The sequence below is a fragment of the Streptomyces sp. NA04227 genome, from assembly GCF_013364195.1.
In the GTDB taxonomy this organism is placed as follows: domain Bacteria; phylum Actinomycetota; class Actinomycetes; order Streptomycetales; family Streptomycetaceae; genus Streptomyces.
The window spans coordinates 575,557-598,833 of the sequence record NZ_CP054918.1 but is presented as its reverse complement, the minus strand read 5'-3'; the positions used below and the strand labels follow the sequence as shown (position 1 = coordinate 598,833).

27 protein-coding genes are annotated in these 23,277 nt (G+C 70.8%); 14 read left to right on the top strand and 13 right to left on the bottom strand.

Annotated features, from left to right (window positions below; translation table 11 throughout):
• Window positions 1-10 precede the first annotated feature (10 nt).
• Entirely contained in the window at window positions 11-955 is a 945-nt protein-coding gene (locus HUT18_RS02260) for a LysR family transcriptional regulator (protein ID WP_176097321.1), read from the bottom strand.
• Between the two features lie 170 nt (window positions 956-1,125).
• Here HUT18_RS02260 and HUT18_RS02255 point away from each other — a divergent pair, with 170 nt between their 5' ends.
• Window positions 1,126-1,515, top strand: coding sequence for a VOC family protein (locus tag HUT18_RS02255; RefSeq protein ID WP_176104238.1), 390 nt, complete (start codon window positions 1,126-1,128; stop codon window positions 1,513-1,515).
• 16 nt (window positions 1,516-1,531) lie between these two features.
• Here HUT18_RS02255 and HUT18_RS02250 read toward each other — a convergent pair whose 3' ends face one another.
• Entirely contained in the window at window positions 1,532-1,972 is a 441-nt protein-coding gene (locus tag HUT18_RS02250; RefSeq protein WP_176097320.1) for a Rieske (2Fe-2S) protein, read from the bottom strand.
• A 193-nt stretch (window positions 1,973-2,165) separates the two neighbouring features.
• On the opposite strand from HUT18_RS02250, the gene HUT18_RS02245 reads away from it, so the two are divergent.
• The 7 genes from HUT18_RS02245 (at window position 2,166) to HUT18_RS02215 (ending at window position 8,337) form a co-directional block, all read left to right on the top strand.
• Window positions 2,166-3,017, top strand: coding sequence for a HipA family kinase (locus tag HUT18_RS02245; RefSeq protein ID WP_254878390.1), 852 nt, complete (start codon window positions 2,166-2,168; stop codon window positions 3,015-3,017).
• Window positions 3,014-3,421 carry a DUF3037 domain-containing protein gene (locus HUT18_RS02240; RefSeq protein ID WP_176097318.1) on the top strand — a complete coding sequence of 136 codons (408 nt, stop codon included), beginning with the start codon at window positions 3,014-3,016 and terminating at the stop codon, window positions 3,419-3,421. Before HUT18_RS02245 ends, HUT18_RS02240 begins: the two co-directional genes overlap by 4 nt.
• A 166-nt stretch (window positions 3,422-3,587) precedes the next feature.
• A complete protein-coding gene (gene fabG / locus HUT18_RS02235) occupies window positions 3,588-4,349 on the top strand; it encodes a 3-oxoacyl-ACP reductase FabG (RefSeq protein ID WP_176097316.1) in 762 nt (253 codons plus the stop codon).
• A gap of 14 nt (window positions 4,350-4,363) precedes the next feature.
• On the top strand, window positions 4,364-5,119 hold the full coding sequence (locus tag HUT18_RS02230; protein WP_176097314.1) for an SDR family oxidoreductase: 756 nt from the start codon (window positions 4,364-4,366) through the stop codon (window positions 5,117-5,119).
• Between the two features lie 97 nt (window positions 5,120-5,216).
• The gene (locus HUT18_RS02225; RefSeq protein WP_176097313.1) at window positions 5,217-6,839 is read left to right on the top strand and encodes an ABC transporter substrate-binding protein; all 1,623 of its coding nucleotides are present in this window, start codon (window positions 5,217-5,219) and stop codon (window positions 6,837-6,839) included.
• A gap of 103 nt (window positions 6,840-6,942) precedes the next feature.
• The gene (ung, locus tag HUT18_RS02220) at window positions 6,943-7,626 is read left to right on the top strand and encodes a uracil-DNA glycosylase (RefSeq protein WP_176097311.1); all 684 of its coding nucleotides are present in this window, start codon (window positions 6,943-6,945) and stop codon (window positions 7,624-7,626) included.
• A 225-nt stretch (window positions 7,627-7,851) separates the two neighbouring features.
• A complete protein-coding gene (locus HUT18_RS02215; protein ID WP_254878924.1) occupies window positions 7,852-8,337 on the top strand; it encodes a hypothetical protein in 486 nt (161 codons plus the stop codon).
• A 104-nt stretch (window positions 8,338-8,441) separates the two neighbouring features.
• Here the strand turns inward: HUT18_RS02215 and HUT18_RS02210 are convergent, their stop codons facing one another.
• From HUT18_RS02210 to HUT18_RS02175, 8 genes are all read right to left on the bottom strand, one after another.
• Window positions 8,442-8,891 carry a hypothetical protein gene (locus tag HUT18_RS02210; RefSeq protein ID WP_176097307.1) on the bottom strand — a complete coding sequence of 150 codons (450 nt, stop codon included), beginning with the start codon at window positions 8,889-8,891 and terminating at the stop codon, window positions 8,442-8,444.
• 105 nt (window positions 8,892-8,996) lie between these two features.
• Entirely contained in the window at window positions 8,997-10,658 is a 1,662-nt protein-coding gene (gene lnt, locus HUT18_RS02205; RefSeq protein WP_176097306.1) for an apolipoprotein N-acyltransferase, read from the bottom strand.
• 241 nt (window positions 10,659-10,899) lie between these two features.
• On the bottom strand, window positions 10,900-11,079 hold the full coding sequence (locus HUT18_RS02200) for a hypothetical protein (protein ID WP_176097304.1): 180 nt from the start codon (window positions 11,077-11,079) through the stop codon (window positions 10,900-10,902).
• A 340-nt stretch (window positions 11,080-11,419) separates the two neighbouring features.
• Complete coding sequence (locus tag HUT18_RS02195) at window positions 11,420-11,599, bottom strand: CsbD family protein (RefSeq protein WP_254878389.1); 180 nt, start codon at window positions 11,597-11,599, stop codon at window positions 11,420-11,422.
• A gap of 170 nt (window positions 11,600-11,769) precedes the next feature.
• Entirely contained in the window at window positions 11,770-12,069 is a 300-nt protein-coding gene (locus HUT18_RS02190) for a hypothetical protein (RefSeq protein WP_176097302.1), read from the bottom strand.
• Between the two features lie 71 nt (window positions 12,070-12,140).
• Window positions 12,141-13,013, bottom strand: coding sequence for an undecaprenyl-diphosphate phosphatase (locus HUT18_RS02185; protein WP_176097301.1), 873 nt, complete (start codon window positions 13,011-13,013; stop codon window positions 12,141-12,143).
• A 304-nt stretch (window positions 13,014-13,317) separates the two neighbouring features.
• The gene (locus HUT18_RS02180; protein WP_176097299.1) at window positions 13,318-13,779 is read right to left on the bottom strand and encodes a helix-turn-helix domain-containing protein; all 462 of its coding nucleotides are present in this window, start codon (window positions 13,777-13,779) and stop codon (window positions 13,318-13,320) included.
• A gap of 103 nt (window positions 13,780-13,882) precedes the next feature.
• Complete coding sequence (locus HUT18_RS02175; protein WP_176097297.1) at window positions 13,883-14,620, bottom strand: TVP38/TMEM64 family protein; 738 nt, start codon at window positions 14,618-14,620, stop codon at window positions 13,883-13,885.
• 341 nt (window positions 14,621-14,961) lie between these two features.
• Between HUT18_RS02175 and HUT18_RS02170 the strand changes: the two genes are divergently transcribed.
• Both HUT18_RS02170 and HUT18_RS02165 read left to right on the top strand, forming a co-directional pair.
• Entirely contained in the window at window positions 14,962-15,804 is an 843-nt protein-coding gene (locus tag HUT18_RS02170) for a patatin-like phospholipase family protein (RefSeq protein WP_176097296.1), read from the top strand.
• A 67-nt stretch (window positions 15,805-15,871) separates the two neighbouring features.
• Window positions 15,872-16,720 (top strand): spermidine synthase, encoded by an 849-nt coding sequence (locus HUT18_RS02165; protein ID WP_176097294.1) that lies wholly within the window; start codon window positions 15,872-15,874, stop codon window positions 16,718-16,720.
• Between the two features lie 137 nt (window positions 16,721-16,857).
• On the opposite strand, the gene HUT18_RS02160 is transcribed toward HUT18_RS02165, so the two are convergent.
• A complete protein-coding gene (locus HUT18_RS02160) occupies window positions 16,858-18,192 on the bottom strand; it encodes an MFS transporter (RefSeq protein WP_254878388.1) in 1,335 nt (444 codons plus the stop codon).
• A gap of 244 nt (window positions 18,193-18,436) precedes the next feature.
• On the opposite strand from HUT18_RS02160, the gene HUT18_RS02155 reads away from it, so the two are divergent.
• The 4 genes from HUT18_RS02155 (at window position 18,437) to HUT18_RS02140 (ending at window position 20,599) form a co-directional block, all read left to right on the top strand.
• Window positions 18,437-18,865 (top strand): hypothetical protein, encoded by a 429-nt coding sequence (locus HUT18_RS02155; RefSeq protein ID WP_176097292.1) that lies wholly within the window; start codon window positions 18,437-18,439, stop codon window positions 18,863-18,865.
• A gap of 39 nt (window positions 18,866-18,904) precedes the next feature.
• Window positions 18,905-19,087, top strand: a complete 183-nt coding sequence (locus HUT18_RS02150) for a hypothetical protein (protein WP_176097290.1) — start codon at window positions 18,905-18,907, stop codon at window positions 19,085-19,087.
• Window positions 19,088-19,343: 256 nt separating this feature from the next.
• Window positions 19,344-19,727 carry a VOC family protein gene (locus HUT18_RS02145; protein ID WP_176097288.1) on the top strand — a complete coding sequence of 128 codons (384 nt, stop codon included), beginning with the start codon at window positions 19,344-19,346 and terminating at the stop codon, window positions 19,725-19,727.
• Window positions 19,724-20,599, top strand: a complete 876-nt coding sequence (locus tag HUT18_RS02140) for a sigma-70 family RNA polymerase sigma factor (RefSeq protein ID WP_176097287.1) — start codon at window positions 19,724-19,726, stop codon at window positions 20,597-20,599. The genes HUT18_RS02145 and HUT18_RS02140 overlap by 4 nt, the downstream gene beginning before the upstream one ends.
• A 435-nt stretch (window positions 20,600-21,034) precedes the next feature.
• On the opposite strand, the gene HUT18_RS02135 is transcribed toward HUT18_RS02140, so the two are convergent.
• Together HUT18_RS02135 and HUT18_RS02130 are read right to left on the bottom strand one after the other, a co-directional pair.
• The gene (locus tag HUT18_RS02135) at window positions 21,035-22,075 is read right to left on the bottom strand and encodes a hypothetical protein (RefSeq protein ID WP_176097285.1); all 1,041 of its coding nucleotides are present in this window, start codon (window positions 22,073-22,075) and stop codon (window positions 21,035-21,037) included.
• Window positions 22,076-22,207: 132 nt separating this feature from the next.
• Window positions 22,208-23,170, bottom strand: coding sequence for a hypothetical protein (locus HUT18_RS02130; RefSeq protein WP_176097283.1), 963 nt, complete (start codon window positions 23,168-23,170; stop codon window positions 22,208-22,210).
• Between the last annotated feature and the right edge of the window lie 107 nt (window positions 23,171-23,277).

Here is a 23,277-nt window from a genome sequence, read left to right as displayed (position 1 = left end):
TTCATCCGGTTCATCCGCCTGCAAGGTGAGTTGACCTCGCCTCCGGGCCCGACTCCGCCTCCGGGCCCGACTCTCCCTGCGGACCCGACTCCTCGGCCACCAGCGCGAGGAAGGCCCCGGCGGCCGGAGCGGGTCGAAACGGCCCGCTGACCAGGTACTCGACGCGCTGTGGCGCGTCCCGGACGGGGACGAAGCGCAGGTCCGGCAGTTCCGCGGCGAAGCCCGCCGGGAGCAGGGCCGTGCCGAGCCCGTGGCGGACCATACGGGCCATCAGTTCCACCCCCGAGACCTCGAAGGCGACCTCGCGGGTGAGCCCGGCCGCGGCGAACGCCTCCTCCGACTGGGCGCGGGCCGCGCTGCCGGTGGCGAAGTCCACGAAGACCTCCTGGGCGAGCCGCGGCAGATCCACCTCGGCGGCGCCCGCGAGCGGGTGGCCCGGCGCGACGACCGCCGCGAGTTCACCCCGGGCGAGTACCCGTCCGCGCACACCCTGGAGCCGGAACCCGGGCTGGACCCCGAGGAAGGCCACATCGAGTTCGCCGTCGCGCACCTGCGTCACCATGCGTTCGCTCGCCCCGGCGCGCAGGCTGACCTGTACCTGCGGAAAGCGGGAGCGGTACGCGCGCAGCAGCGCCGGGAGATCGACCGCGGTCACCGTGGGGATCGCCCCGACGGCCAGGCGGCCACGGACCTCACCGGCCGCTGCCGCCGCCTCGGCCCGCGCCCGTTCGGCGGCCTCGAGGGCCTGCCGGGCGGCGGGTACGAAGGCCTCCCCGGCGGCGGTCAGCCGTACCCGCCGACTGGTCCTGTCGAAGAGACGGGTGCCCAACTCCTTCTCCAGGCGGGCTATTTGGTGGCTGAGCGCGGACTGGACGACCAAGCACCGCCGGGCCGCACGCGTGAAGCCCCCGGTCTCCGCCACGGCCACGACGTAGCGCATCTGCTGCAGATCCATGGATCCATCGTGATCCGCGATCGATGGGATGACAAACATGTGTTGGACCGATGGATCGGGACTCGCCATGCTGGAGGCAACGACGGGGGCCGGTGCGAAAGCCCCGCACCCGGCCCGTACTTCCCTGGCCCACGGCCCCAACCCGAGGAGATTCCATGAGCGTTGCCGACCTGCGTGTGATCGACTTCGACCACCTGGTCCTGAAGGTCGCCGACCTGGAGCGGGCGCTCGCCTTCTACACCGGACCGCTCGGCCTGGAGCCGGTACGCGTCGAGGAGTGGCGGGCGGGCCGGGTGCCCTTTCCGTCCGTACGGCTGAGTCCTCGTGCCCTGATCGACTTCGTACCGCACGGCGAGGGCACTTCGGCGGGCACCAACGTCGACCACATCTGCCTCGTGGTGGAGCCCCTGGACTGGCAACAGGTCGTCGACACCGGCGAGTTCACCGTACTCGACGGCCCGGGTGAGCGCTTCGGCGCCCGTGGCAACGCCAGCTCGCTGTACATCGCCGACCCGGACGGCAACACCGTCGAACTGCGCTGGTACCCGCAGGACGCCTGAGCCCCCGGGCAGGGCCTCAGACGAGCTTGATCTGGCCGCCGGAGACCTCGATCTTCTTCGCGCCGAGCGGCCGGGTCGCGGGCGGCTCCTTGACGGTGCCGTCCTCGATGGAGAACTTGCTGCCGTGGCAGGTGCAGTTGATGGTGCCGTCGGAAACCGAGGCCACCGGGCACTGGCGGTGGGTGCAGATGTTCGTGAAGGCCTTGAACTCGCCCTCCTTGGGCTGGGTCACGACCACACCGTCGTCCCCGTAGATCTTCCCGCCGCCGACCGGGATGTCCGAGGTGGGTGCCAGGGTCTTGCCCGCACCCTCGGACGAGGACTTCTCGCCCGATCCCGAGTCGCCGGAGTCACCGCAGGCGGCGAGCGCCGCGGCGAGCCCGGCCGCCGAGGCCGCGGCGACCACAGCGCGTCGGGTCGGTGCCGGAACGGGTTTCTGCGAGCGGGGGAGAGACATCTGCGCTTCCTTCCGTGGGGCGGCTTTCCGCTGCCGGGGATCTGACGTGTCGTACGCAACGGCGCGGCTGCGCGTTCAACGCGCTAAAGCTCGGGTGGGCACGCGGAACGTGGGCCGGGCGGGGGAGACGGTGGCCGGGCGTCGCGATGGAGGCTGCCGTTACCGGGCGTGAGCGCGGCAGTAGCCTTGGCGCATGCTCACCGAAGTCCTGGCGACCCGTTACACGGCGCCCCTGCGCGAGGGCGGTTCGCTGCCCGGACTCGTCGAGGGCGATGATCTCGCGCCGTACGTGCTGAAGTTCCGGGGCGCGGGGCAGGGCCGCAAGACGCTGGTGGCGGAGGTGATCTGCGGACTGCTCGGGCGTGAGCTCGGGCTGCGCGTGCCACCCCTTGCCACTCTCGTCCTCGATCCGGTGCTCGGCCTCGGCGAGCCCGACGAACAGGTGCAGGAACTCCTGAAGTCCAGCGGCGGTACCAACCTCGGCATGCGGTTCCTGTCCGGGGCCCTCGGCTTCGACCCGCTCGCCTACCGCGTGGACCCCGCCGAGGCGGGCCGGATCGTCTGGTTCGACGCGCTGACCGGCAATGTCGACCGGTCCTGGCGCAACCCCAACCTCCTTGTCTGGCACGGCGATCTGTGGCTCATCGACCACGGCGCCACCATGATCTGGCACCACAACTGGCCGAGCGCCGAGCGGGCGGCCGACAAGCCCTACGACGCCCGCGACCACACCCTGGCCCCCTTCGCCCCGGACGTCGCCGCGGCCGCGGCCGCACTCGCGCCGCGCGTCACCCGCGAGTTGCTCGACGAGGTGACCGCCCAGGTGCCCGCGGAATGGCTGGCCGACGAAGCCGGATTCGACGGACCCGACGACGTACGCGCCGCCTATGCCTCCGTGCTGCACGCCCGCGCCGCCTCGGTCCACGAGCGGATCACCCTGCCCGCACCCGGGACCGCCCCGCCCGGCGCGGGCTCCGGCTGGCTGCCCCCGCCCGAGCGCCCTGCGCACGCGGGGCTCGCGGCCGGTGAGGAGGGCGCCCGATGACCGCACGCGACGGGGCCGGGGACGTCCGGCCGCAGGTCTACGAGTACGCGCTGCTGCGCGTCGTCCCCCGTATCGAGCGCGGCGAGCAGATCAACGCGGGCGTCGTCCTCTACTGCCGGGGGGCCTCCTACGTGGCCGCGCGCACCCACCTCGACGAGGAGCGGCTCCGCGCGCTGGACCCCGAGGCCGATGTCGTCGGGGTGCGCGCGGCCTTGCGCGCCGTCGAAGGGGTGTGCCGCGGTGGCGAGTCGGCGGGACAGGCTGCGGGGGACGAGCCCGGGCGCCGGTTCCGCTGGCTGATCGCGCCCCGTTCGACCGTGGTGCAGCCCGGTCCCGTGCACACCGGCCTCACCCGGGACCCGGCGGCCGAACTCGACCGGCTGCTCGACCTGCTCGTCAGGTGAACGGGCCGCTGCGGAAGGTAATGGATCACAGCGGCGTGGTCGCCGTTGACACCGGGTGCCGCGGCTTCTAGCGTCACGACCCATGAGGTACTAAGCGGTCGCTCACCCATGGGCGTACCGTAGGAGCCGCATCCCCAAGGCATTTTCGAGGGCGAGGAGATCCAGCATGTCCACCACCGAGCAGCGCGTCGCCGTAGTGACCGGGGCCGCTCGCGGCATCGGCGCGGAGACCGCCGTACGACTGGCCGCGGAGGGCCGCGCCGTCGCCGTCATCGACCTGGACGAGGCCGCCTGCAAGGAGACCGTCGAGAAGATCACCGCCGCGGGCGGGCGCGCGCTCGCCGTCGGCTGTGATGTCTCCGACGAGGCGCAGGTGGAGGCCGCGGTCGCCCGCATCGCCGAGGAGCTCGGCGCGCCGACGATCCTCGTCAACAACGCCGGTGTGCTCCGCGACAACCTGCTGTTCAAGATGAGCGTCTCCGACTGGGACACCGTCATGAACGTGCACCTGCGCGGCGCCTTCCTGATGTCCCGCGCGGTGCAGAAGTACATGGTCGACGCCAAGTTCGGCCGGATCGTGAACCTCTCCAGCTCCTCCGCGCTCGGCAACCGGGGCCAGGTCAACTACTCGGCCGCCAAGGCCGGTATGCAGGGCTTCACCAAGACCCTGGCCAAGGAGCTCGGCAAGTTCGGCGTCACCGCCAACGCCGTGGCCCCCGGCTTCATCGCCACCGACATGACGGCCACCACGGCCGAGCGCGTCGGCATGGGCTTCGAGGACTTCAAGGCAGCCGCCGCCACCCAGATCCCCGTCCAGCGCGTGGGCGTGCCCGAGGACATCGCCAACGCCGTCGCCTTCTTCACCGGTGACGAGGCGGGCTTCGTCTCCGGTCAGGTTCTGTACGTGGCCGGCGGCCCGCTCGACTGATCGGGGTTCGGCAGATGGCAACGCAGGACAGCGGAAGGGCCGCGCTCGTCACCGGGGCGAGCCGCGGCATCGGCTACGGCATCGCTCAGGCGCTGGTCGCCCGCGGCGACCGGGTGTGCATCACCGGCCGCAACGAGGAGAGCCTCGCCCAGGCCGTCGAGAAGCTCGGTTCCGACCGGGTCATCGGCGTCGCGGGCAAGGCGCACGATGTGGCGCACCAGGCCGAGGCCGTCGCACGCACCATGGAGGCCTTCGGCCGCGTCGACTTCCTGGTCAACAACGCCGGGACCAACCCGGTCTTCGGTCCCATGGCCGAGCTGGACCTGGAGGTGGCGCGCAAGGTCTACGAGACCAACGTGGTCTCCGCGCTCGGCTTCGCCCAGCAGACCTGGCGGGCCTGGCAGCAGCAGAACGGCGGCGCGATCGTCAACATCGCCTCCGTGGCCGGTGTCTCGGCGTCGCCCTTCATCGGCGCCTACGGCATGAGCAAGGCGGCCATGATCAACCTGACCCAGCAGCTCGCCCACGAGTTCGCCCCGGGGGTGCGGGTCAACACCATCGCCCCGGCCGTGGTCAAGACCAAGTTCGCCGAGGCCCTCTACGAGGGTCGTGAAGAGGAGGCGGCGGCGGCCTATCCGCTCGGACGTCTCGGAGTGCCCGAGGACATCGGTGGTGTCGCGGCCTTTCTGACCTCGGCGGACGCCGCCTGGGTAACCGGCCAGACACTCGTGGTGGATGGCGGCATTTTCCTCAATGCGGGCGTCGGCTGACGATTTTCGCACCCCCGTGCATAGCTCTCGAAAGCGACGTACGGGATGTTCAACTGCCCTGCCGTGGTGCCCGGTTACCACGGCAGGGCACTGCGATATGGTCTGCCAACCCCCAAGGCGTGGCATACCGAGGAGCGAGCGCGTGTTCAAGCGGATCCATCTGCGGCCTGTGGCGGCCATCGCGTCCATATCCGTGCTGGCCGGGTGTGGGGTGCTCTCCTCCGGGGACGACGACGGCGAGCAGAAGATCGTCGTCGGTACGACGAGCTCACCGAGCACGCTCGACCCCGCCGCCTCCTGGGACGGCTCCTGGGAACTCTTCCGCAACATCTACCAGACGCTGCTCAGCTACCCCACCGGTGCCACCGTCCCGGAGGGCGACGCCGCCGAGTCCTGCGCGTTCACCGACCTCTCCAACCGGGTCTACTCCTGCAAGCTCCGCGACGACATGAAGTTCTCCGACGGGCATCCGCTGGACGCCAAGGCGGTCAAGTACTCCATCGACCGCATCAGCAGGATCAACGTCGACGGCGGCCCCAAGGGCCTGCTCGGGAGCCTCGACCGGGTCGAGACCAAGGGTGACGACGAGGTCCTCTTCCATCTGAACAAGCCCGACGCGACCTTCCCGTACGTCCTCGCCACGCCCGCGATGTCGATCGTCGACCCCGAGGAGTACCCGGCCAACGAGATCCGCGACGACGGCGGGGTCGCCGGGTCCGGGCCCTACGCGCTGGAGTCCTACGACGAGGGCAGCAAGGCCGAACTGGTCAGGAACAAGCACTACAAGGGCTTCGCGGACCGCAAGAACGACGCGGTGACCATCCGCTACTTCCCGGACTCGACCCAGATGGTCGCCGCCCTCAAGAGCCGGCAGATCGACGTGACCTTCCGTGGTCTGGCCGCCGAGGACACCATCGCGCTCCAGGGCAAGGACAGTACGCAGGGCCTCCAGCTCGTCGAGGGCGCGGGCACCGAGATCAGCTACCTCGTCTTCAACCCCAAGGACCGCTGGGCGGGCAAGGCCTCCGTACGCAAGGCCATCGCGCAGCTCCTCGACCGCAGCGCCATCGCCCACAAGGTCTACCGGGACACCGTCGAGCCCCTCTACTCGATGGTGCCGCGCGGCCTCGCGGGCCACACGACCTCCTTCTTCGACCAGTACGGCACCCCCGACGCCGACAAGGCCAAGGACATCCTCACCGAGGACGGGATCACCGAGCCGGTTCCGCTGACCCTCTGGTACGCGACGGACCGCTACGGATCCGCGACCAAGCCGGAGTTCGAGGAGATCAAGCGCCAGCTCAACCGCACCGGCCTGTTCGACGTCAAGGTCGAGGGCCGTCCGTGGAAGACCTTCGAGGCGGACTACCGCAAGGGCAAGTACCCCGTGTTCGGCCGTGGCTGGTTCCCCGACTTCCCGGACGCGGACAACTTCATCGCCCCGTTCGTCGGCGAGCAGAACGTGCTCGGTACGCCGTACCGCAGCCCCGACATCACCGACAAGCTGCTGCCCGAGTCCCGCCGCGAGAACGACCGCAGCGCGGTGGTCGAGCAGTTCCAGGAAGCGCAGCAGATCCTCCTGGACGACGTACGGCTGCTGCCGCTGTGGCAGGGCAAGCAGTACGTCGCGGTGCACGAGGACATCTCGGGCGGTGAGCGGGCCCTGGACCCGTCCATGCTCATGATGATGTGGGAACTGGACCGCAAGACGAGCTGGTAGGGGCGCCGGGCGGCCCGTTGTCAGTGGGCGCGAGTAGGTTCGTACGAGGTAGTCGACCGCACGAGCCGAAGGCCCCACCGGGCCGCCCTCCTAAGGAAGTTGAATGACCGACACCGCCTTGCTGCCCGAGTCCTGGCGCGGCGTCCTCGGCGAGGAAGTACAGAAGCCCTACTTCGAGGAACTCATGGAGTTCGTCGACAAGGAACGCGCGCAGGGGCCCGTGTACCCACCGCGTGAGGAGGTCTTCGCCGCCCTGGAGGCCACGCCGTTCGAGGCGGTCAAGGTCCTGGTCCTCGGCCAGGACCCGTACCACGGCCCCGGCCAGGGACACGGACTGTGCTTCTCGGTGCGTCCCGGTGTGCGCACCCCGCCCTCGCTGCGCAACATCTACAAGGAACTGCACGAGGAACTCGGGCACCCCGTCCCGGACAACGGTTATCTGATGCCCTGGGCCCGGCAGGGTGTGCTGCTGCTCAACGCGGTGCTCACGGTCCGCGAGGGCGAGGCCAATTCGCACAAGGCCAAGGGGTGGGAGAAGTTCACGGACGCGGTCATCCGCGCCGTGGCGGACCGCCCCGATCCGGCCGTGTTCGTGCTGTGGGGGAACTACGCCCAGAAGAAGCTCCCGTTGATCGACGAGGAGCGGCACACCGTGGTGAAGGGGGCCCACCCCTCGCCGCTCTCGGCGCGCAAGTTCTTCGGCTCGCGGCCCTTCACCCAGATCGACGAGGCGGTGGCCCGTCAGGGACACTCGCCGATCGACTGGCGCGTCCCCGACCTCGGCTGAGGTTCCCTCGGCACGCCCCTGCCCGAGCGGAGCCGCGAGCGTGTGCGTGGGGGGAGGAGGCCGTGCCGGGCACACCCGGTACGGCCGCCGTGCCTTGGCCCGATCCGGGGCGCGGGCGGTTAGCGTCTCAGGGACCGGACGGGACAGCCCTGCTGCGCTGCCCCCTGTGCGAGCCTGGAGGTCGCGGTGGCGGAGGAACGGGGACAGGCGTCCGAGGACCCCGTGATGACCCGTATCGGGCAGGTGATCATGCTGTCCCACGCGGGGGACCGCGAAGAGGCCAGGAACCGTTTCGGCGATCTGTGGGCCGAGATCGGGGACGGCGGAGACGCCCTGCACCGCTGCACACTCGCCCATTACATGGCCGACACCCAGGACGACCCGGTGGAGGAACTGGCCTGGGACCTGCGCGCTCTGTCCGCCGCGGATGAACTCACCGGCGGCAGACCCGCCGCCCACGACGACTCGCCCGCGGCGCGCAGCCTGTACCCGTCCCTGCACCTCAACCTGGCCGCCGACTACGTGAAGTTGCGGCACTTCGCCGCCGCCCGCGGACATCTGAGGCGCGCCCGCGGTGCCATGGGCTCCCTCGCGGACGACGGTTACGGCAAGGGAATCCGGTCCGCAGTCGACCGTCTGGAAGCCACCCTGGCGGAGTCCGCGCGTACGGAACGCGCCGGGCCGCTCGGCCCGCCCCGGCGCGAGAACTGAGGCGACGGCGGCCCGGGACGGCGCGGCGTGAGGGTACTTCGGTGGCCCGGACCGCCGTGGCGTCGAGGTGCTTCGGCGGCCCGGACCGCCGCGGTGCCCGGGCGTCAACGCCCGTACCGCTCCCGGCAGATGCGCGCCGCGGTGCCGTCCGGCGCGAGCGCTCCGGTCCGGTCGCCGAGCGCACACAGCTCGGCCTCGCTGGTGGGCACGGCCACGGCCGCCGTCGGAACCCGGACCGCCGGGGTCCGTCCCGGCCGGGGTCCGGGTCCCCGGACCGGCGTACGGGGCGTGTCGGCGGAGGTGGCCTCGGGAGCCGGACTGGTGGCGGCGGGACGCGGGGACGAGGGGGAGGGCGAGTCCGGTCCCAGGAATTGGAGCGCCTCACGCGCGGGAGCCTGCACGGTCTCGGCCGGGCCTGCGCTGAGCCGCGGTTCCGGGGTCTCCGGTACCGGGGTGACGCCTCGCTCGCCGGAGGCGGGGGCCACGTTCACGCACCCGGCGCAGGTGGCGGCAAGGGCGGTGAGCAGCAGCGCGGTCGTGGAAGTCCTGTACACCCGGGCCACTCTGGCGGCCCGCCGCGCTCCGTGCGTGTCCGGGCGCGCAGGTTGCCCCGCACGGGTGACGGCGCACGGCCGCGCCGACCGGCGCCGGAACCCCCTTCACGTGCCGTGCCGACGTTCCCCGCGCCCGACCCTCCGTACACCCTCGACCAGCAGGAAGACCGCGACCGCGGCGACGGACCCGTAGACGGGCCAGTCGCCGAACCGCACGTACGGAGTGACCCCGGTGGCCAGCGGGACCTCGTAGACGCGGGCCGCGGAGGCCGAGGTGCCGAGCGGCTCTCCCACGCGTCGCCCGTCGGGTCCGTACACGGCCGAGACTCCGGTCAGCGTGGCGTGCATCATCGGGCGGCCGGTCTCCGCGGCACGCATCGCCGCGAGCGAGGCGTGCTGGCGCGGGGCCCAACTGCCCTGGAACGAGGACGTGGACGACTGGGCCAGGAGCAACTGGGCGCCGTCCGCCGCCAGATGACGGCTCATGTCGGGGAAGGCGGACTCGAAGCAGATCAGTGTGCCGACGCGCGGACCGCCGTCGGTGCGCATCACCTCCTGCTCCGTACCGCGCAGCCGGTCCTCACCGGCCGCCCTGCCGACCGAGGTCGCCCAGCCGAGCAGCGAACGCAGGGGCACGTACTCCCCGAAGGGGACCAGGCGCATCTTGTCGTAGCGGTCGCCGGTCGGTCCCTCGGGCCCGACGAGTACGGAACTCTTGTGGATTCCGGCGGCGGTGCCCGACTCGCTGCGGCGTGCGTCGACATTGACCAGGACGTCGGCGTCGACCAGCCGGGCCAGTCGGGCGATCCGGACGGCGAGATCCGGCCGTTCGGACAGGTCGAAGCCGACACTGCTCTCACCCCAGACGACCAGGTCGACATCCCGGCCCGCCAGTCCCCGGGTGAGCGCCTCCTCGCGCGCGAACCGTGCGTCGCCACTCCCGCTGCCTCCGATGACACCCGGCTGCACCACGGCCGCCCGGGTGGTGCCCGCCGGGTCGGGGCGCGGAGCGAAGGCCCAGGCCGCCGTCGTCCCGACGGCCACCGCCGCCAGCGCGGCGAGGGCGGGCCAGCCGCGGGCACGTACGGGCACCGGCCGGCTGCGGGCATGCACCGAAAGGAGACGCACCCCGGAGACCGGTGCCGCAGGGGCACGTACCGCAGGGACACGTACCGAGAAGAGCAGCGCCAGCGCGGTGTTCACCATGACGAGCAGCAGGCTGACCAGCCATACGCCACCGAGTGAGGCCAGCCGCAGGGCGGCCGGTACCTGCCACTGGCTGGAGCCGAGCAGCCCCCACGGTCCACCGAGTCCTTCCCAGGAACGCACCAACTCGATGAGCAGCCACCCGCTGGGCACCAGGACCAGGGCCGCGCACGCCCTCCCGGGTGACGGATCCCGGCCCGTCAGATGGTGTACGAGTCGGCCCCACGGAGCCCAGAGCAGACCGAGGAGTCCGGCGACCACAAGAGTGAAGACGTGCAGGCTCGGCAGCAGCCAGTGGTGCACGGCCAGCATGAAACCGAGCCCGCCGAGCCAGCCCTCCCAGCTCGCGCGCCGGGGCGTGGGAGCCGAGGCGAGCAGCAGCAGCCACGGCACGAGAACGAACGGCGCGAGCCACCAGAGCGCGGGTGCGGGGAAGGTGAGCGCGGGCAGCGCCCCGGCGAACAGTGCGGCCGCATCGCGACGGAACCGGATCCCGCGCGGAAGTGGTGCGTCGCGGCCGCTCGTGCGGCGCGAGCCGGAGTCCTCGGCGAGAAGGTCCATCCCGCGCCTCCTGCCTGACCGCCGTCCGGTGCGTGAGTACCAGTTTGCTCGTACGGGGCGATCAAGCACAGGGGGCGGAGTGGCCGAGCCGCAGGACGTGGGCGAGGCCAGGCCTCGGCCGGACATGTGCCTCGGCCGGGCGACAGGCGGTACGAGGCGCTGTGCGGCGGTGTGCTTCGGGGGCGCGGAAGGCGCGAAGGGCGGGCGACGGAGGAGGAGAGAGGCGCGGGGCCTCGTGCGCTCAGGCCGCCTTCACGATCTCCTCACGCATCGCCACTGCCCACTCGGTGACGAGCAGCTCGTACTCCCTGCGCTGCTCGCTCGAGAGCCTGCCGCCCGCTCGCAGCCACAGGCTGCGGATCTGCTCGTTCACTTCGGCGGCAGACCGTGCGGAACCACGGGGGTCATCGGTTGGGGGCATGCCGCCGAGTTTAGGGCCTTCCGGCGGCCGAGCGCTCCGCAGCGTCAGGTGCTGATCGCCACACGTAGTCGAAGGAACTGTGCTGACCAGGCAAATTGGACGTGCCGGGCGTCATCGAGTCGCAACTGTGACCTTCGCCTCACTCAGTGTGCGTGCGGGTCGGTGAGGAGGTGGCGGGGGTGAGTGGCGGGGTGCGTGTGACGACTGGCGAGGAGAGTCCGATGGCATGGCGAGGCCCCGGCGAGGGGGGAAACCCACCCTCGCCGGGGCCGACGAGTGTCCGGCGTTCCGAGGCGCCTCGGCGTCGCGGTACTCGCGGTGTGCCGCGGTCGCGGGCTGCTCAGCGATTGCCGGAGTCGCGCATACCTTCGGCGCGGTCCTTCATCTTGCCCATCTCGTCCTTGGCCTTGGCCTTCATCTGGTCGGTCTGACCTTCGGCGGCCTCCCGGTCGTTACCGGTGGCCTTGCCCTTCATCTCCTTGGCCTTGCCCTTGAGCTTGTCCATCGGGTTGTCGCTCACGGCGACTCCTCACGTCGAGGGGGGGGATCGCTTACCGGCACAACGTAGGACGGAAGTGGGCGTAGCGCTCGCTGAGAGGAGCGAAGGAGGGTGCGCCGGTCGGCGGGACTCGAATGCCTCGACGCCTCGGCCCACAAGGCATTCCCTCCGGGGCCGTACATGTCCGGCCGCTAGGACCGAAAACGTGCGTTCTTCCCTGAGACGCGGAGCAGGAAGTCGGTGATCGCGGCCCCGCCGTCGCCGGGGACGAGCACGAATCCGGCTTCGGCGATCGCCTCGTCGGCAGCCAGAGCGCTGTCCTCGTCGCCGCGCTCCCAGGCATCGTGGGACGCCTCGAACAGCGGACGGACGGTCTCCCAAGCCGAAGCAGGCTCAAAGCGGCAGTCGGTCCAGAACATGTCGACGCCGGCGAGGGTCAGCGTCCCCATGAGCAGGTCCCCCCGCTTGAGCTGCCAACTCCGAGTCGTCACGGCCTTTCCGCCCTCATCCCTGAGCTCTCGTTGCCGAGTGCCGTCGGTTGTCCGGCCACCGGAAGTGACCCTCAGTGCCCGACATCCCCCGCCTCCGGATCCAGGAACCCGCCGGCCACCAGCACGATCAGCACGATGCCGAGCAGGATCCGGTAGATGACGAACGGCATGAAGGACTTGGTCGTAATGAACTTCATGAACCAGGCGATGACCGCGTAGCCGACCACGAAGGCGATCAGGGTGGCGAAGATCGTCGGGCCCCAGGAGACATGGCCTTCGCTCGCGTCCTTCAACTCGTAGGCACCCGAGGCGAGTACGGCCGGGACGGCGAGGAGGAAGGAGTAACGGGCCGCCGCCTCGCGGTTGTAGCCCATGAGCAGGCCGCCGCTGATGGTCGCGCCGGAGCGGGAGACGCCGGGGATGAGGGCCATGGCCTGGCAGAGGCCGTAGATCAGGCCGTCCCGTGCGTTCAGTTCCTGGAGGGTCTTGCGGTGCCGGGGGGCGCGGTGCCTGCCGCCGGTCTCGTCGCGGGCGGCCAGCCGGTCCGCGATGCCGAGGACGATGCCCATCACGATCAGAGTGGTGGCGATCAGGCGCAGATCGCGGAAGGGGCCCTCGATCTGGTCCTTCAGCGTCACGCCGAGTACGCCGATGGGGATGGACCCCACGATCACCAGCCAGCCCATCTGGGCGTCGTGGTCGCGCCGCATCTGCTTGTCCGTCAGGGAGCGGAACCAGGCCGAGATGATGCGCCCGATGTCCTTGCGGAAGTAGATGAGGACCGCCGTCTCGGTGCCGATCTGAGTGATGGCCGTGAACGCTGCCCCGGGGTCGTGCCACCCGGCGAAGGCGGCCGTCAGGCGCAGATGCGCGCTGGAGGAGATGGGCAGGAACTCGGTGAGTCCCTGGACGAGCCCGAGGATGAAGGATTCGAACCAAGACATGGAGTAAGGGGTCCAACTGGGGTCGGGCGCTGACCGAGGCGACTCGGGACAGGGGCGAGGGGGACGACGGAGAAGGCACCCGTGCGATGGGCGGGCGCCCGGGCGGCAGTGTGGTGGTGGCGCTCCGGTGGTGGCGGGGCGGTGCGGGGCCGCCGCGGCGATCAGGTGCTCCGGTGCAGCGTAGCGCCCCTGCCGGGGGCCGCTGTCACAGGGCCCGGTGAGGTGGCCGGGATCCGCCGGGCGCGGACGCGGGGGTGCGCACGGCCTCAACTCCCGGGCCGTACAAGGGAGGAGAGCCAGGGCGTCAGGCCGCCGCCGGGCCGGTCCGGGTCCAGCCGGGGGCCTGCGGGCGGGCGGTCAGTTCCTCGTGGCGCGCCGGGGATCCGCACTCCGCGCAGACGACGACCGGGGTCAGGGCGTGGCCGCAGTCGTGCTCCAGAACCATCGGCGGCTGCCCCGGCGGGCGCAGGTGCTTGTCGCCCCAGGCCATCAGGGACAGCAGTACGGGTTCGAGTTCGACGCCTGCCTCGGTGGCCCGGTACTCGAAGCGCGGGGGCCGCTCGTTGTAGGCGACCTTCTCCAGTACGCCCGCCTCCACAAGCCGTTTCAGGCGTACGGCCAGGATGTCGCGCGGGGCACCGGTGTTCCGTGCGAGCTGGTCGAACCGGCAGACGCCGAGCAGCACTTCGCGCAGGACGAGCAGCGAGTGCTTCTCGCCGACGAGGGCGAGTGCGTCCGCGATGGAGCAGGGGCGCGGGTCTTTCATGCGCGCATTCTAGGACGGCGGTCCGGTTCTCCCGCCTGCCGGGAGGCGAGGGCTGGGAGGCGGGAGCTGGTCCACAGGTCCCGCCCCGGTCGGCCCCGGGGCCTCACCGTCCGCGGAGCTTGTCCCGCTTGAACCAGGCCACGACCGCGGCGGCGAGTCCGGTCACCGCGAGGAAGCCCATCGCGATCAGGAACACGGGGGAGGTCGGAGTCGCGGCCCGGGCCCCCGCGACCACGTATGCCGCCGTGTTCGGGATCACGCCGAGTCCGGTGGCGACCAGGAACGGGAACCAGCGGGTACGCGAGACCGCGGCGCAGTAGTTGGCCGCGAGGAAGGGCACGCCCGGGAAGAGTCGTACCGCCAGGATCGTCCGGAACCCGTGCCTGCTGAACTGCCCGTCCGCCGCCTTGAGCCAGCGCGTGCGCAGCAGCGGCCGCAGGGCGTCCTGGCCCAGGAGACGTCCGAGGCCGAAGGAGAGCGCGGCGCCCAGGACCGTTCCGCCGACCGCGGCGACCAGACCCAGAGCGGACCCGAACAGTGCCCCGGCCGCCATGCTCATGAGGGGTCTCGGCACGAAGGCCACACTGCACAGCCCGTACGCCACCACGAACACGGCCAGCGCCCCGGCGCCGCTCAACTGCTTCGGCCAGCCGTCCTGCAGCAGTCGCTGCGGTTCGAGGACGATGGCCGTGACAGCCATCGCTCCGAAGAGCAGCAGCAGGAAGGACAGCCGGGTCCAGGGCGAGAGCAGCACTCTGGTCAGGCGCAGGGCGGGGCCCGTCGTCGGGACAGGGGCGAGGCCCTCGGCAGGGCTCGCGGGACTGGCGGCGGGGTTGGGCATCCGGGGAGACTAGCCGACCCACATGACTGATCGCCGAAGGCGGCGTCTCAGGCCCGTCACAGGGAACCCACACCGCCGGTACGGGCCGCGACGTCCGGCCTCGGAGGCCCTCCGGGCGGCGCATCCATGCGGAACCGCCCGGTCCGGCCGCCGTTCCTCCGCGCCCCCGAAGTCGACTGCGTCAGACCGCATGCAGCGCTCAACTGCCGTGCCTGTACTGCTGGTTGACGTGCCCGAACGACGACGTACGGGCGCTCGCCGTAACCCCGCGCCGGGATCGCGGCAGCGGCCGGGCAGGATGGGCACGGAATCCGAGGGACCGGGCCGGTGAGGGGCGAAGCATGACGACGAGGGCGCTTGTGCTGGGTGCGGGCGGGCTGGCCGGAGTGGGCTGGCTCGCGGGGATGCTGTACGGCCTGGCCGAGGCGGGTGTGGACCTCGGTGAGGCGGACACGGTGATCGGCACCTCGGCCGGATCACTGGTCGGTGCCCAGTTCACTTCGGGGCTCCTCAGCCCCGTAGCCCTCTTCGAGCGGCAGATCGGCGACCCCTCGGGGGAACTCCCGGCCCGCCTCGGCAAGGCCGATGTGCTGCGCTTCGCGCACGCGGCGGTGACCTCCCGCAGCCCCGAGGCCTTCGGTCGCCGGATCGGACGCCTCGCGCTGAGCGCACCGACGGAGCCGGAGGCCGAGCGGCGGAAGGTGATCGAGGCCCGTCTGGTACGGCACACCTGGCCGGACCGGGACCTGCGGGTGACCGCGGTCGACACGCTCAGCGGTGCCCTGCGGGTCTTCGACCGTCACTCGGAGGCATCGGTGGTCGACGCGGTGGCCGCGAGCTGCGCCGTGCCGGGCGTGTGGCCGCCGGTCACCATCGGCGGGCGCCGCTGGATGGACGGCGGTACGCGCTCACCCGCCAATGTGCAGGTCGCGGAAGGGCACGCGCGGGTGGTGGTGCTCGCCCCGACCGCGGCCGGGGGCGGGACGCTCACCTCGGCCCGGGCCCAGGCCGCACGGCTCGCCGCCACCGGGGTACGGGTCGTCGTCGTCCACCCCGACCGCGCCGCCCGGCGCTTCTTCGGCCGGAACTCGCTCGATCCGGTCAACCGGGCCCCGGCCGCACACGCCGGACGGTTGCAGGCGTGGACGCAGGTCGAGGAGATCGCCCGGGTGTGGCGGGGCTGACGAGCCCGCCGTACGACCGTGGGCCCCTGAGCCCGCGCCGTCCGCCGCCCCGGCGCACAATGGAGGAGTGGACGAGCAGACACCGGTGACCCGCGCCGTCGACTTCGGTACCGCCAAGCTGATGCCCGATGTGGACCGGCCGCGCGCCTGGCTGCTCACCATTGACGGCTCGCCGCAGTCCTACGTCGACCTCGACGAGCCCGGCCACCTGGAGTTCGAGTACGCACGTCGCCTCGGCCACGTCGTCGACACCGCCGCGGAACCGGGCCGCGCGCTGGACGTGATCCACCTCGGCGGCGGCGCCCTGACCCTGCCCCGCTACGTGGAGGCGACCCGCCCCGGCTCCCGGCAGCAGGTGGTGGAAGCGGACCGGGCGCTGGTCGAGCTGGTCGCCGAGCACCTGCCGTTCTCGGACGGCATCACGCTGCGCACCCACACCGCCGACGCCCGCGACTGGCTGGAGACGGCGGCCCCGGACAGTGCGGACCTGATCCTCGCCGACGTCTTCGGCGGCTCGCACATACCGGCGCATCTGACCACGCTGCCGTACGCGCGCCTGGCCGCCGCGGCCCTGCGCCCGGACGGGCTCTACGCGGCGAACCTCGCCGACGGCACTCCCTTCGACTTCCTGCGCTCCCAGCTCGCGACCTTCGGTACGGTCTTCGGCCGTCTCGCGCTGATCGCCGAACCCTCCCTGCTGCGTGGCCGCCGTTTCGGCAACGCGGTACTCGTGGCCGCGCAGCGCGAGATCGACATCCCGGCCCTGTCCCGCCGCGCCGCCGCGGACGCCTTCGCCGCCCGCGTCCTGGACGACGAGGAGGTACGGGAATTCATGGGGCAGGCACAGCCGGTGGAGGACGAGGCGGCGGTGCCGTCGCCGGCCCCGCCGTCGGGAGCCTTCCGCGTGGGTGGCTGAGTCGCGGCTCGGGCGGCGCCGAAAATCCGAGCCGGAGCGCGCACCGCGCCAGGACGCGAGCTGGCGGGCCTCAGACGGAAGCATTGCGTGGGAGCGCGCGCCGCAACACGGGACGGCACGGCACGGCACGGTGGAACTCAAGCCGTGCCGGAGACGTCCCGCTTCTCGGCCAACTGCTCCTGGACCAGGACGGGTTCGGGCCGGGCGGCGGCCGCCGGACCAGGTGACGACTCGGCGACCTTGGTGGTCCGCCGGGTCAGGGTCCGCACCTCGGGAACGAACAGGACGGCGGCCGTCACCACGACCACGAGGGCCGCGCAGCCCCAGAGCGCGGAGGTGCGGCCCACGGCGGTCTCGACGGGGCCCGCGAGGGCCGTGGCCAGCGGCACCATGGCGACCGAACCGAACCAGTCGTAGGCCGACACCCGGGAGAACTTCTCCTCCGGGATCTCCTGGTGCAGCGCGGTGATCCAGGCGACGCCGAACACCTCGATGGCCGCGCCGCTGACGAACATCACCGCGGCCAGACCCGTCACCGGCAGCGGAACGGCGAGCGCCGCGGAGGGCAGCGCCAGCGGGAAGGTGCACAGGGTGCCCGCGAGCAGCAGCCGGCGCGGTTTCCAGCGCATCATCAGGAACGCGCCCGCGACGGTGCCCGCCCCGAAGGCGCCGAGCGCGAGGCCCCAGGGTCCCGCGCCGCCGAGTTCGTCGCGGGCCACCAGGGGTCCGTACACCGCCTCCGCGGCGCCGACCACCGCCACCACCACGGAGAACTGCGCCACGATGGACCACAGCCAGCTCCGTCCGATGAACTCCCGCCAGCCTTCCCGCAGATCACTGAGCATGCCGCCGCCGGGTTCGCGGCGCGGAATGTGCCCGATGTCGAGGAAGGCGCGCAGCGCGCCCGCGAGGGCGAAGGCGGCGGCGTCGATCGCGAGCACCCAGCCGGGGCCCACCGCCGCGACCAGCGCACCGCCGAGCGCGGCCCCGCCGATTCCCGCGCCGTGCATCGCCATCCGGTACAGGGCGAAGGCGCGGCCCGCCTGTTCGCCGGAGACCGAGGACATCAGCATGCCCTCGGAGGCGGGAGCGAAGAACGCCTGGCCGGTGCCGCCGAGCGCGGTGAGGACCATCATCTGCCACAGCGTCGGATCGCCGGTCAGGACCAGTACCGCGAAGGCGGCCTGCGAAAGGCAGTTGAGGGTGTTGGCGGCCACCATGACGCGGTGCCGCGGCAGTCGGTCCGCGACCGCGCCGCCGATGAGCAGGAACAGCACCAGCGGCAGCGTGCGTGCCGCCGCCACCAGACCGACGTCCCCGCTGTCACCACCCGCGTCGATCACCGCGAACGCCGCGGCGATCAGGGCGCCGTGACTGCCGAGGTTGGTGATCACGGTGGCCAGCGTGAGCAACGAGTAGTTCCGCCCCGCCCATTGCGGACGGAAGAAGCGGCGGGGCGGAGTGGGGGTCACGGGGGCGACTATCTCCGGTGTCACGACCCGCTGACAAACGAATTAGCGGCGGTGGCGGCGTGCGATCGGACGACAGGTGCTTCGAAGGCCGGGGAATTGCATCGACTGCACGGGAGGTACCGGACTACGTCACCCATCTGCGCTTCGCACGGGCACTGAGGCATAGCGATGTCACCTTTCTGAGCTGGACACTTGATCGCCGTCATGCGCCTGATGCAGGACTCAGGCACCAGGTGCAGGGGGTGTGGGATTGGTGCGACGGGGCTTCGAGGTGCCCGGATCGGCACGGTTGGAGCTGGTCTCTGGCGTGCTCTTGTTGCATCCGGAAGATGCCGTCCTGGACGGCATGCTCGATGGCTGGGAGAAGCAGCAACTCGGCCGGCGACTGGAGCCCGACACGATCCGCGACCGGCAGTCGGTGGTCCGGCGGTTCGTCGACTTCAGCGGGGAGTACCCCTGGAACTGGACCGCTGGTCACATGGACGAGTGGCTCTACGGCCAGCCGGTATCCCGCATCGCACGGCTCACCACAGACAAGATCCTTTCCGGCGCTGAAGGGGTACAGCTCCAGCTGGGATACCGCCCGGTGGAGATTCCCGAGCCGCTGGGGTCACTGCTCCTCGAACTCGCCGACAGCCGCCGGACTTTCGCTGTCCTGGGACAGAACGAGTAAGGTCCCTGGCTCTTCCCGGGCGGCCGCGCCGGACAGGCCATGACCGCGAGCCACCTGACAGTACGGCTCAACAGGGTCGGCATCCGCGCTCGTGCCAGCCGCAACACAGCCCTGCTCCTTGCAGCTCAGATACCGGCGTCGGTGTTGAGCGACGTACTGGGCATCTCCATCACCTGCGCGGTGGCCTGGTCCCACGACGCCGGCAACACACGGCCCGGCTAGGCAGCAGACTTCGCACGTCGCGAATTCCTGTAGGTTCGCGTTTCTGATGCCCTCTACCCGTGGCACGTGGCCTCTGTTCGGCCCAAAGGACGGCAGAGCGAGACGAAGCCCGCACGATGCTTCTCAGGCATCAGCGGGGAGGCATGTGCCGTTTCCGCTACGGCGGACGGGTCTTGTTACCTTCTTCCGCCGGCACTCGTCATGAGAGCGACGACCGCATACGAACGGTCGCATCAACGAGTGAATCGAGAGCAGGATGCTGAACAAGATCATGTACGTGACGATCTACGTCACCGATCAGGACCGCGCACTGGAGTTCTACACCGAGGGACTCGGTCTGGAGAAGCAGCTCGACTTCCCCGGGCCCGACGGACGCTTCCTCACCGTCGGGGTTCCCGACAGCCCGGTGCAGATCATCCTGTGGTCCCACGCCCCGGCTGCGGGACAGCCGGGCGGCACGGGCGCGCCCGGTCCGCTGATCCTCGAATCCGAGGACCTGCGGAAGGACTTCGAGATCATGCGCCAGCGCGGCGTCGTCTTCGAAGAGCCCGAACCCGTGGACTATCCGTTCGGGGTCCGCATCGAGGCGGTGGACCCGGATGGCAACCGGGTCTCGCTCCGTCAGCAGCGGAAGCCGTGACCGCCCACCCGTCCGGCCTTGTGACCGAGGCGTTCGAAGCCCAGCGCGATCGGCTGCGCGCCGTCGCGTACCGCGTGCTGGGCTCGCACGCCGACGCCGAGGACGTGGTCCAGGAAGCCTGGATGCGCCTCGTCCGTCAGGACGCGGCGACCATCGGCAACTTGGCGGGCTGGCTGACCACGGTGGTCGGCCGAATCAGCCTGGACCTCCTGAGATCCCGCCGAGCCCACCCCGAAATCGCCTACGAGCAGGAGTTCGCGAACCTCGTGGTGATACCCGACGATGACCCCGCGCCGGACGAGCAGGCTGCGCTGGCCGATTCGGTCGGCCTCGCCCTGCTCGTCGTGCTCGACTCGCTCACCCCGAGCGAGCGCCTGGCGTTCGTCCTGCACGACATGTTCGCAGTCCCGTTCCAAGAAATTGGCCGGATCCTGGGCAAGTCCACCGCCGCCACCAAGATGGTCGCCAGCCGCGCCCGCCGCAAGGTTCACGCCGCGGACCGACCGGCGGGCTCCGGCCGCGAGCACCGAGAGGTCGTCCAGGCATTCGGCGCCGCCGCCCGCAGCGGCGACTTCGAAGCACTGTTGCGTGTCCTCGACCCGAATGTGGAGCTGACCGTCGACACTTCCGATGGCGTGATCGTCACCCTCGGCGCCACCAAGGTCGCCTCCGGGGCTCGCATGTTCTCCGGCGAGGTCGCCCGCCATCGGCCCGTGCTGGTCAACGGCATCCCCGGCCACATGTCCTGGCGCCCCGACGGAACCCCTCTCTCCCTCATCGCCTTCACCGTCACCGAAGGCCGGATTTCCGGCATCCACATCGTCGTCGACCCGGCCAAACTGGCCTCGATCCATCTGCCCGCCGAGACCTGAGCCGGCGTCGGGCACCTCGCACACCGGCAGGACGGTGTCCGGTGCGATGGCGGAACCACGCTCCTCCGGCGTCGAGTCCACACGCCATCCGCCGTGGCCGGCAGCGCGGGCTGTGCCCCGGCGTCATGCCTCCGAGACAGCACACTCGTCTCGTCCGCAGCGGACCGCGGGAGACAGGATCGTGGGACCGAAGTGGGCTGGCCTCACCACACAGAGGGACATTCCGAATCCGGACGTGCAATTCCGCGAGTTCGAATAGCCGCAGTTGCCAGTACGCGGTCGTGATGTGTTGCGTACGGGGACGCTGCGGCAGCGGTACGGCTGCCGCCCGCACTCCGCGGTATGTACGACAACGGGCCGGGGCACGGTGAACAGCCACAAGGTGTTCACCGTGCCCCGGCCCGGGACAGCAACTGCCGTAATCCGTGAGCCGGTTCAGCCCGTCGGGGTGCCGTGCAGGCGGACGGAGCCGAGGATCTTCATGATGGTGGCCTCGGGGATCTCGTCCTTGACACCCGTGGCGCCGTAGAGGTTCCAGGCCACGAAGTCACCGTTGGAGTTCTTGAAGCCGAAGGTGTACGCCTTGCCGTCGCTGGCGCATTTGCCCTTCTGCGGGGTGTTCTTCGACTTGGCCGTGGCGAGCATGCCCTTGATACCGGCCGTCGTGGTGAACGGCTTGGCTTTCTTGTCGTAGGTCAGGCTCTTCTTGTCCGGCTGCGTGTAGCCGCCGTAGACCCACCACGGGACCTGGTTGACGGCGACCTCGTTCGCGTCCTTGGCACCGTTCGCGCCCTTGGTGCCGACGGCACCGAGGGCGGTCTCGTCCATGGTGCCGTCCTTGTCGTCGTCGGACTTGCACCAGTCGGACTTGTAGTAGGCCGGGGCGGACATGGTGATGAGCGGCTTGCCGTCGTCGGCCTTGTCGTCCTCGAAGCCGATGAGCGTGTCCGGCGACTGGAGTTCCCAGTCCTTCGGTACGTCGAAGGCGGTGCCCCACTTGGGGTTCACGACGACCTGCCAGCCCGCGATGACCGGCTTGGCCTCGCCCTCCTCACCGCGCGGGTTGTCACCGCCCGTGGTGGGCGAGGGAGGGGTCGGGGTGGTGGGGGAGGCGGTAGCGCTCGGCTTGCTGCCGCCCTTGCCTCCCTTTCCGCCCTTGCCGCCCTTGGCTTCGTCGTCCTCGTCGCCACCGAGAACCAGGAACCCGGTGACGCCCGCCGCGACGACGACCGCGGTGGCCGCAACGATCGCGACAATCTTGGTCTGCTTGCCGCCCCCGCCACCCGGCGGTTCCGCAGCGCCCATCGGAACGGTGGGCGCACTCCAGCCACCCGGCTGTCCCTGCTGCTGGTACGTGTTCGGCTGCTGATATCCCGGCTGCTGATAGGGATTCGGCTGCTGGTAACCCGGCTGCTGGTACGGGTTCTGGTCCTGCGGGTTCTGCTCGCCCCCGGGCGGCTGCTGTCCTGGCCACATGAGGCGTACCTTAATGGCGCCCGGGACACGGTTTTGTCACCGCCCCTTGTCAAGGCTGTACCGACTGTCTGACCAAAAAGGACCAGTCGGTACGACCCTCCGGAAAATCGTCCGGAATACCCCTGTCCCTCCTCAGGATCCGGACGGGTTCTTCACGAGACGTACGGTGTCGAGGATCTTGAGCACCGTGTCCTGAGGTATCTCGTCCCCGACACCCTTGGCGCCGAAGAACGCCCAGGACAGGATGTCGCCCTCCTTGTTGCGGAACGAGAACACGGTCGCCTTGCCCTCGCTGTCGCACTTGTCCTCCTTGCGCACGCCGTCCGAACTCGCCGAGACGACGGTGCCCTTGAGGCCGGAGGAGGTGGTGTGACTCTCCGGGGCGCCGACCTTGACGCTCTTCTTGTCGGGCTGTGTGTAGGCGCCGTAGACCCACTTGCGGGCATCGCCCGTCGCCGCTTCCTCCGGAGTCCGGGAGCCGTTGTTGCCGCGGGTCCCGGCCGCGCCGAGGGCGGTGTCCTCCTTGGTGCCGTCCCTGTCGTTGTCGGTGGAGCACCACCGCTCCTTGTGGAACGCCGGTGCCGCCATACCGATGAGCGGCTTCCCCTCGGGATCGGCCTCGTCGTCGAACCAGGTCACCCAGCTCGGCGACTTGGCGACCCACTGCGAGGGAACGTCGAAGGCGACGCCACGCTTCGGGTCCGAGATGACCTGCCAGCCCGGGACCGTCGGTTCGAGGCCCTTGCCTCCCCGTGGATTCTCGGTGGGCTGCTGCGAGCCGGACTCGCTCATCGTGGGCTGGGGCGCGGCCTTGTCGTCGTCACCGCCGACGTAGAGGAAACCGGCCACCACGGAAGCGACCACCACGACCGCGGCCGCGGTCACGGCGATCGCCGTGGTGCGGTTGCCGGTGGGACTGCCGCCGCCCGGCGGCGGGGCCGGTGTGCTCGCCTGCGTGGGCGCGTTCCACACCGGCTGCCCGTACTGCTGCGGGACGCCCGCGGCCTGATGGCCGGGCTGCTGGTACGGGTTCGGGGCGCCCTGGGGCTGCTGCGGGTTCGGCGCGCCTGACGGCGGCTCCTGTCCTGGCCACATGATCCGTACCCTAGACCGCCGCCCGGGCCGCCGGGGCTGTCATCGAATCTCTCATGTCACGGCTCGAACTTCTCCTGGGCGGACGGGTTTACGCGCAGGAGAAGGCC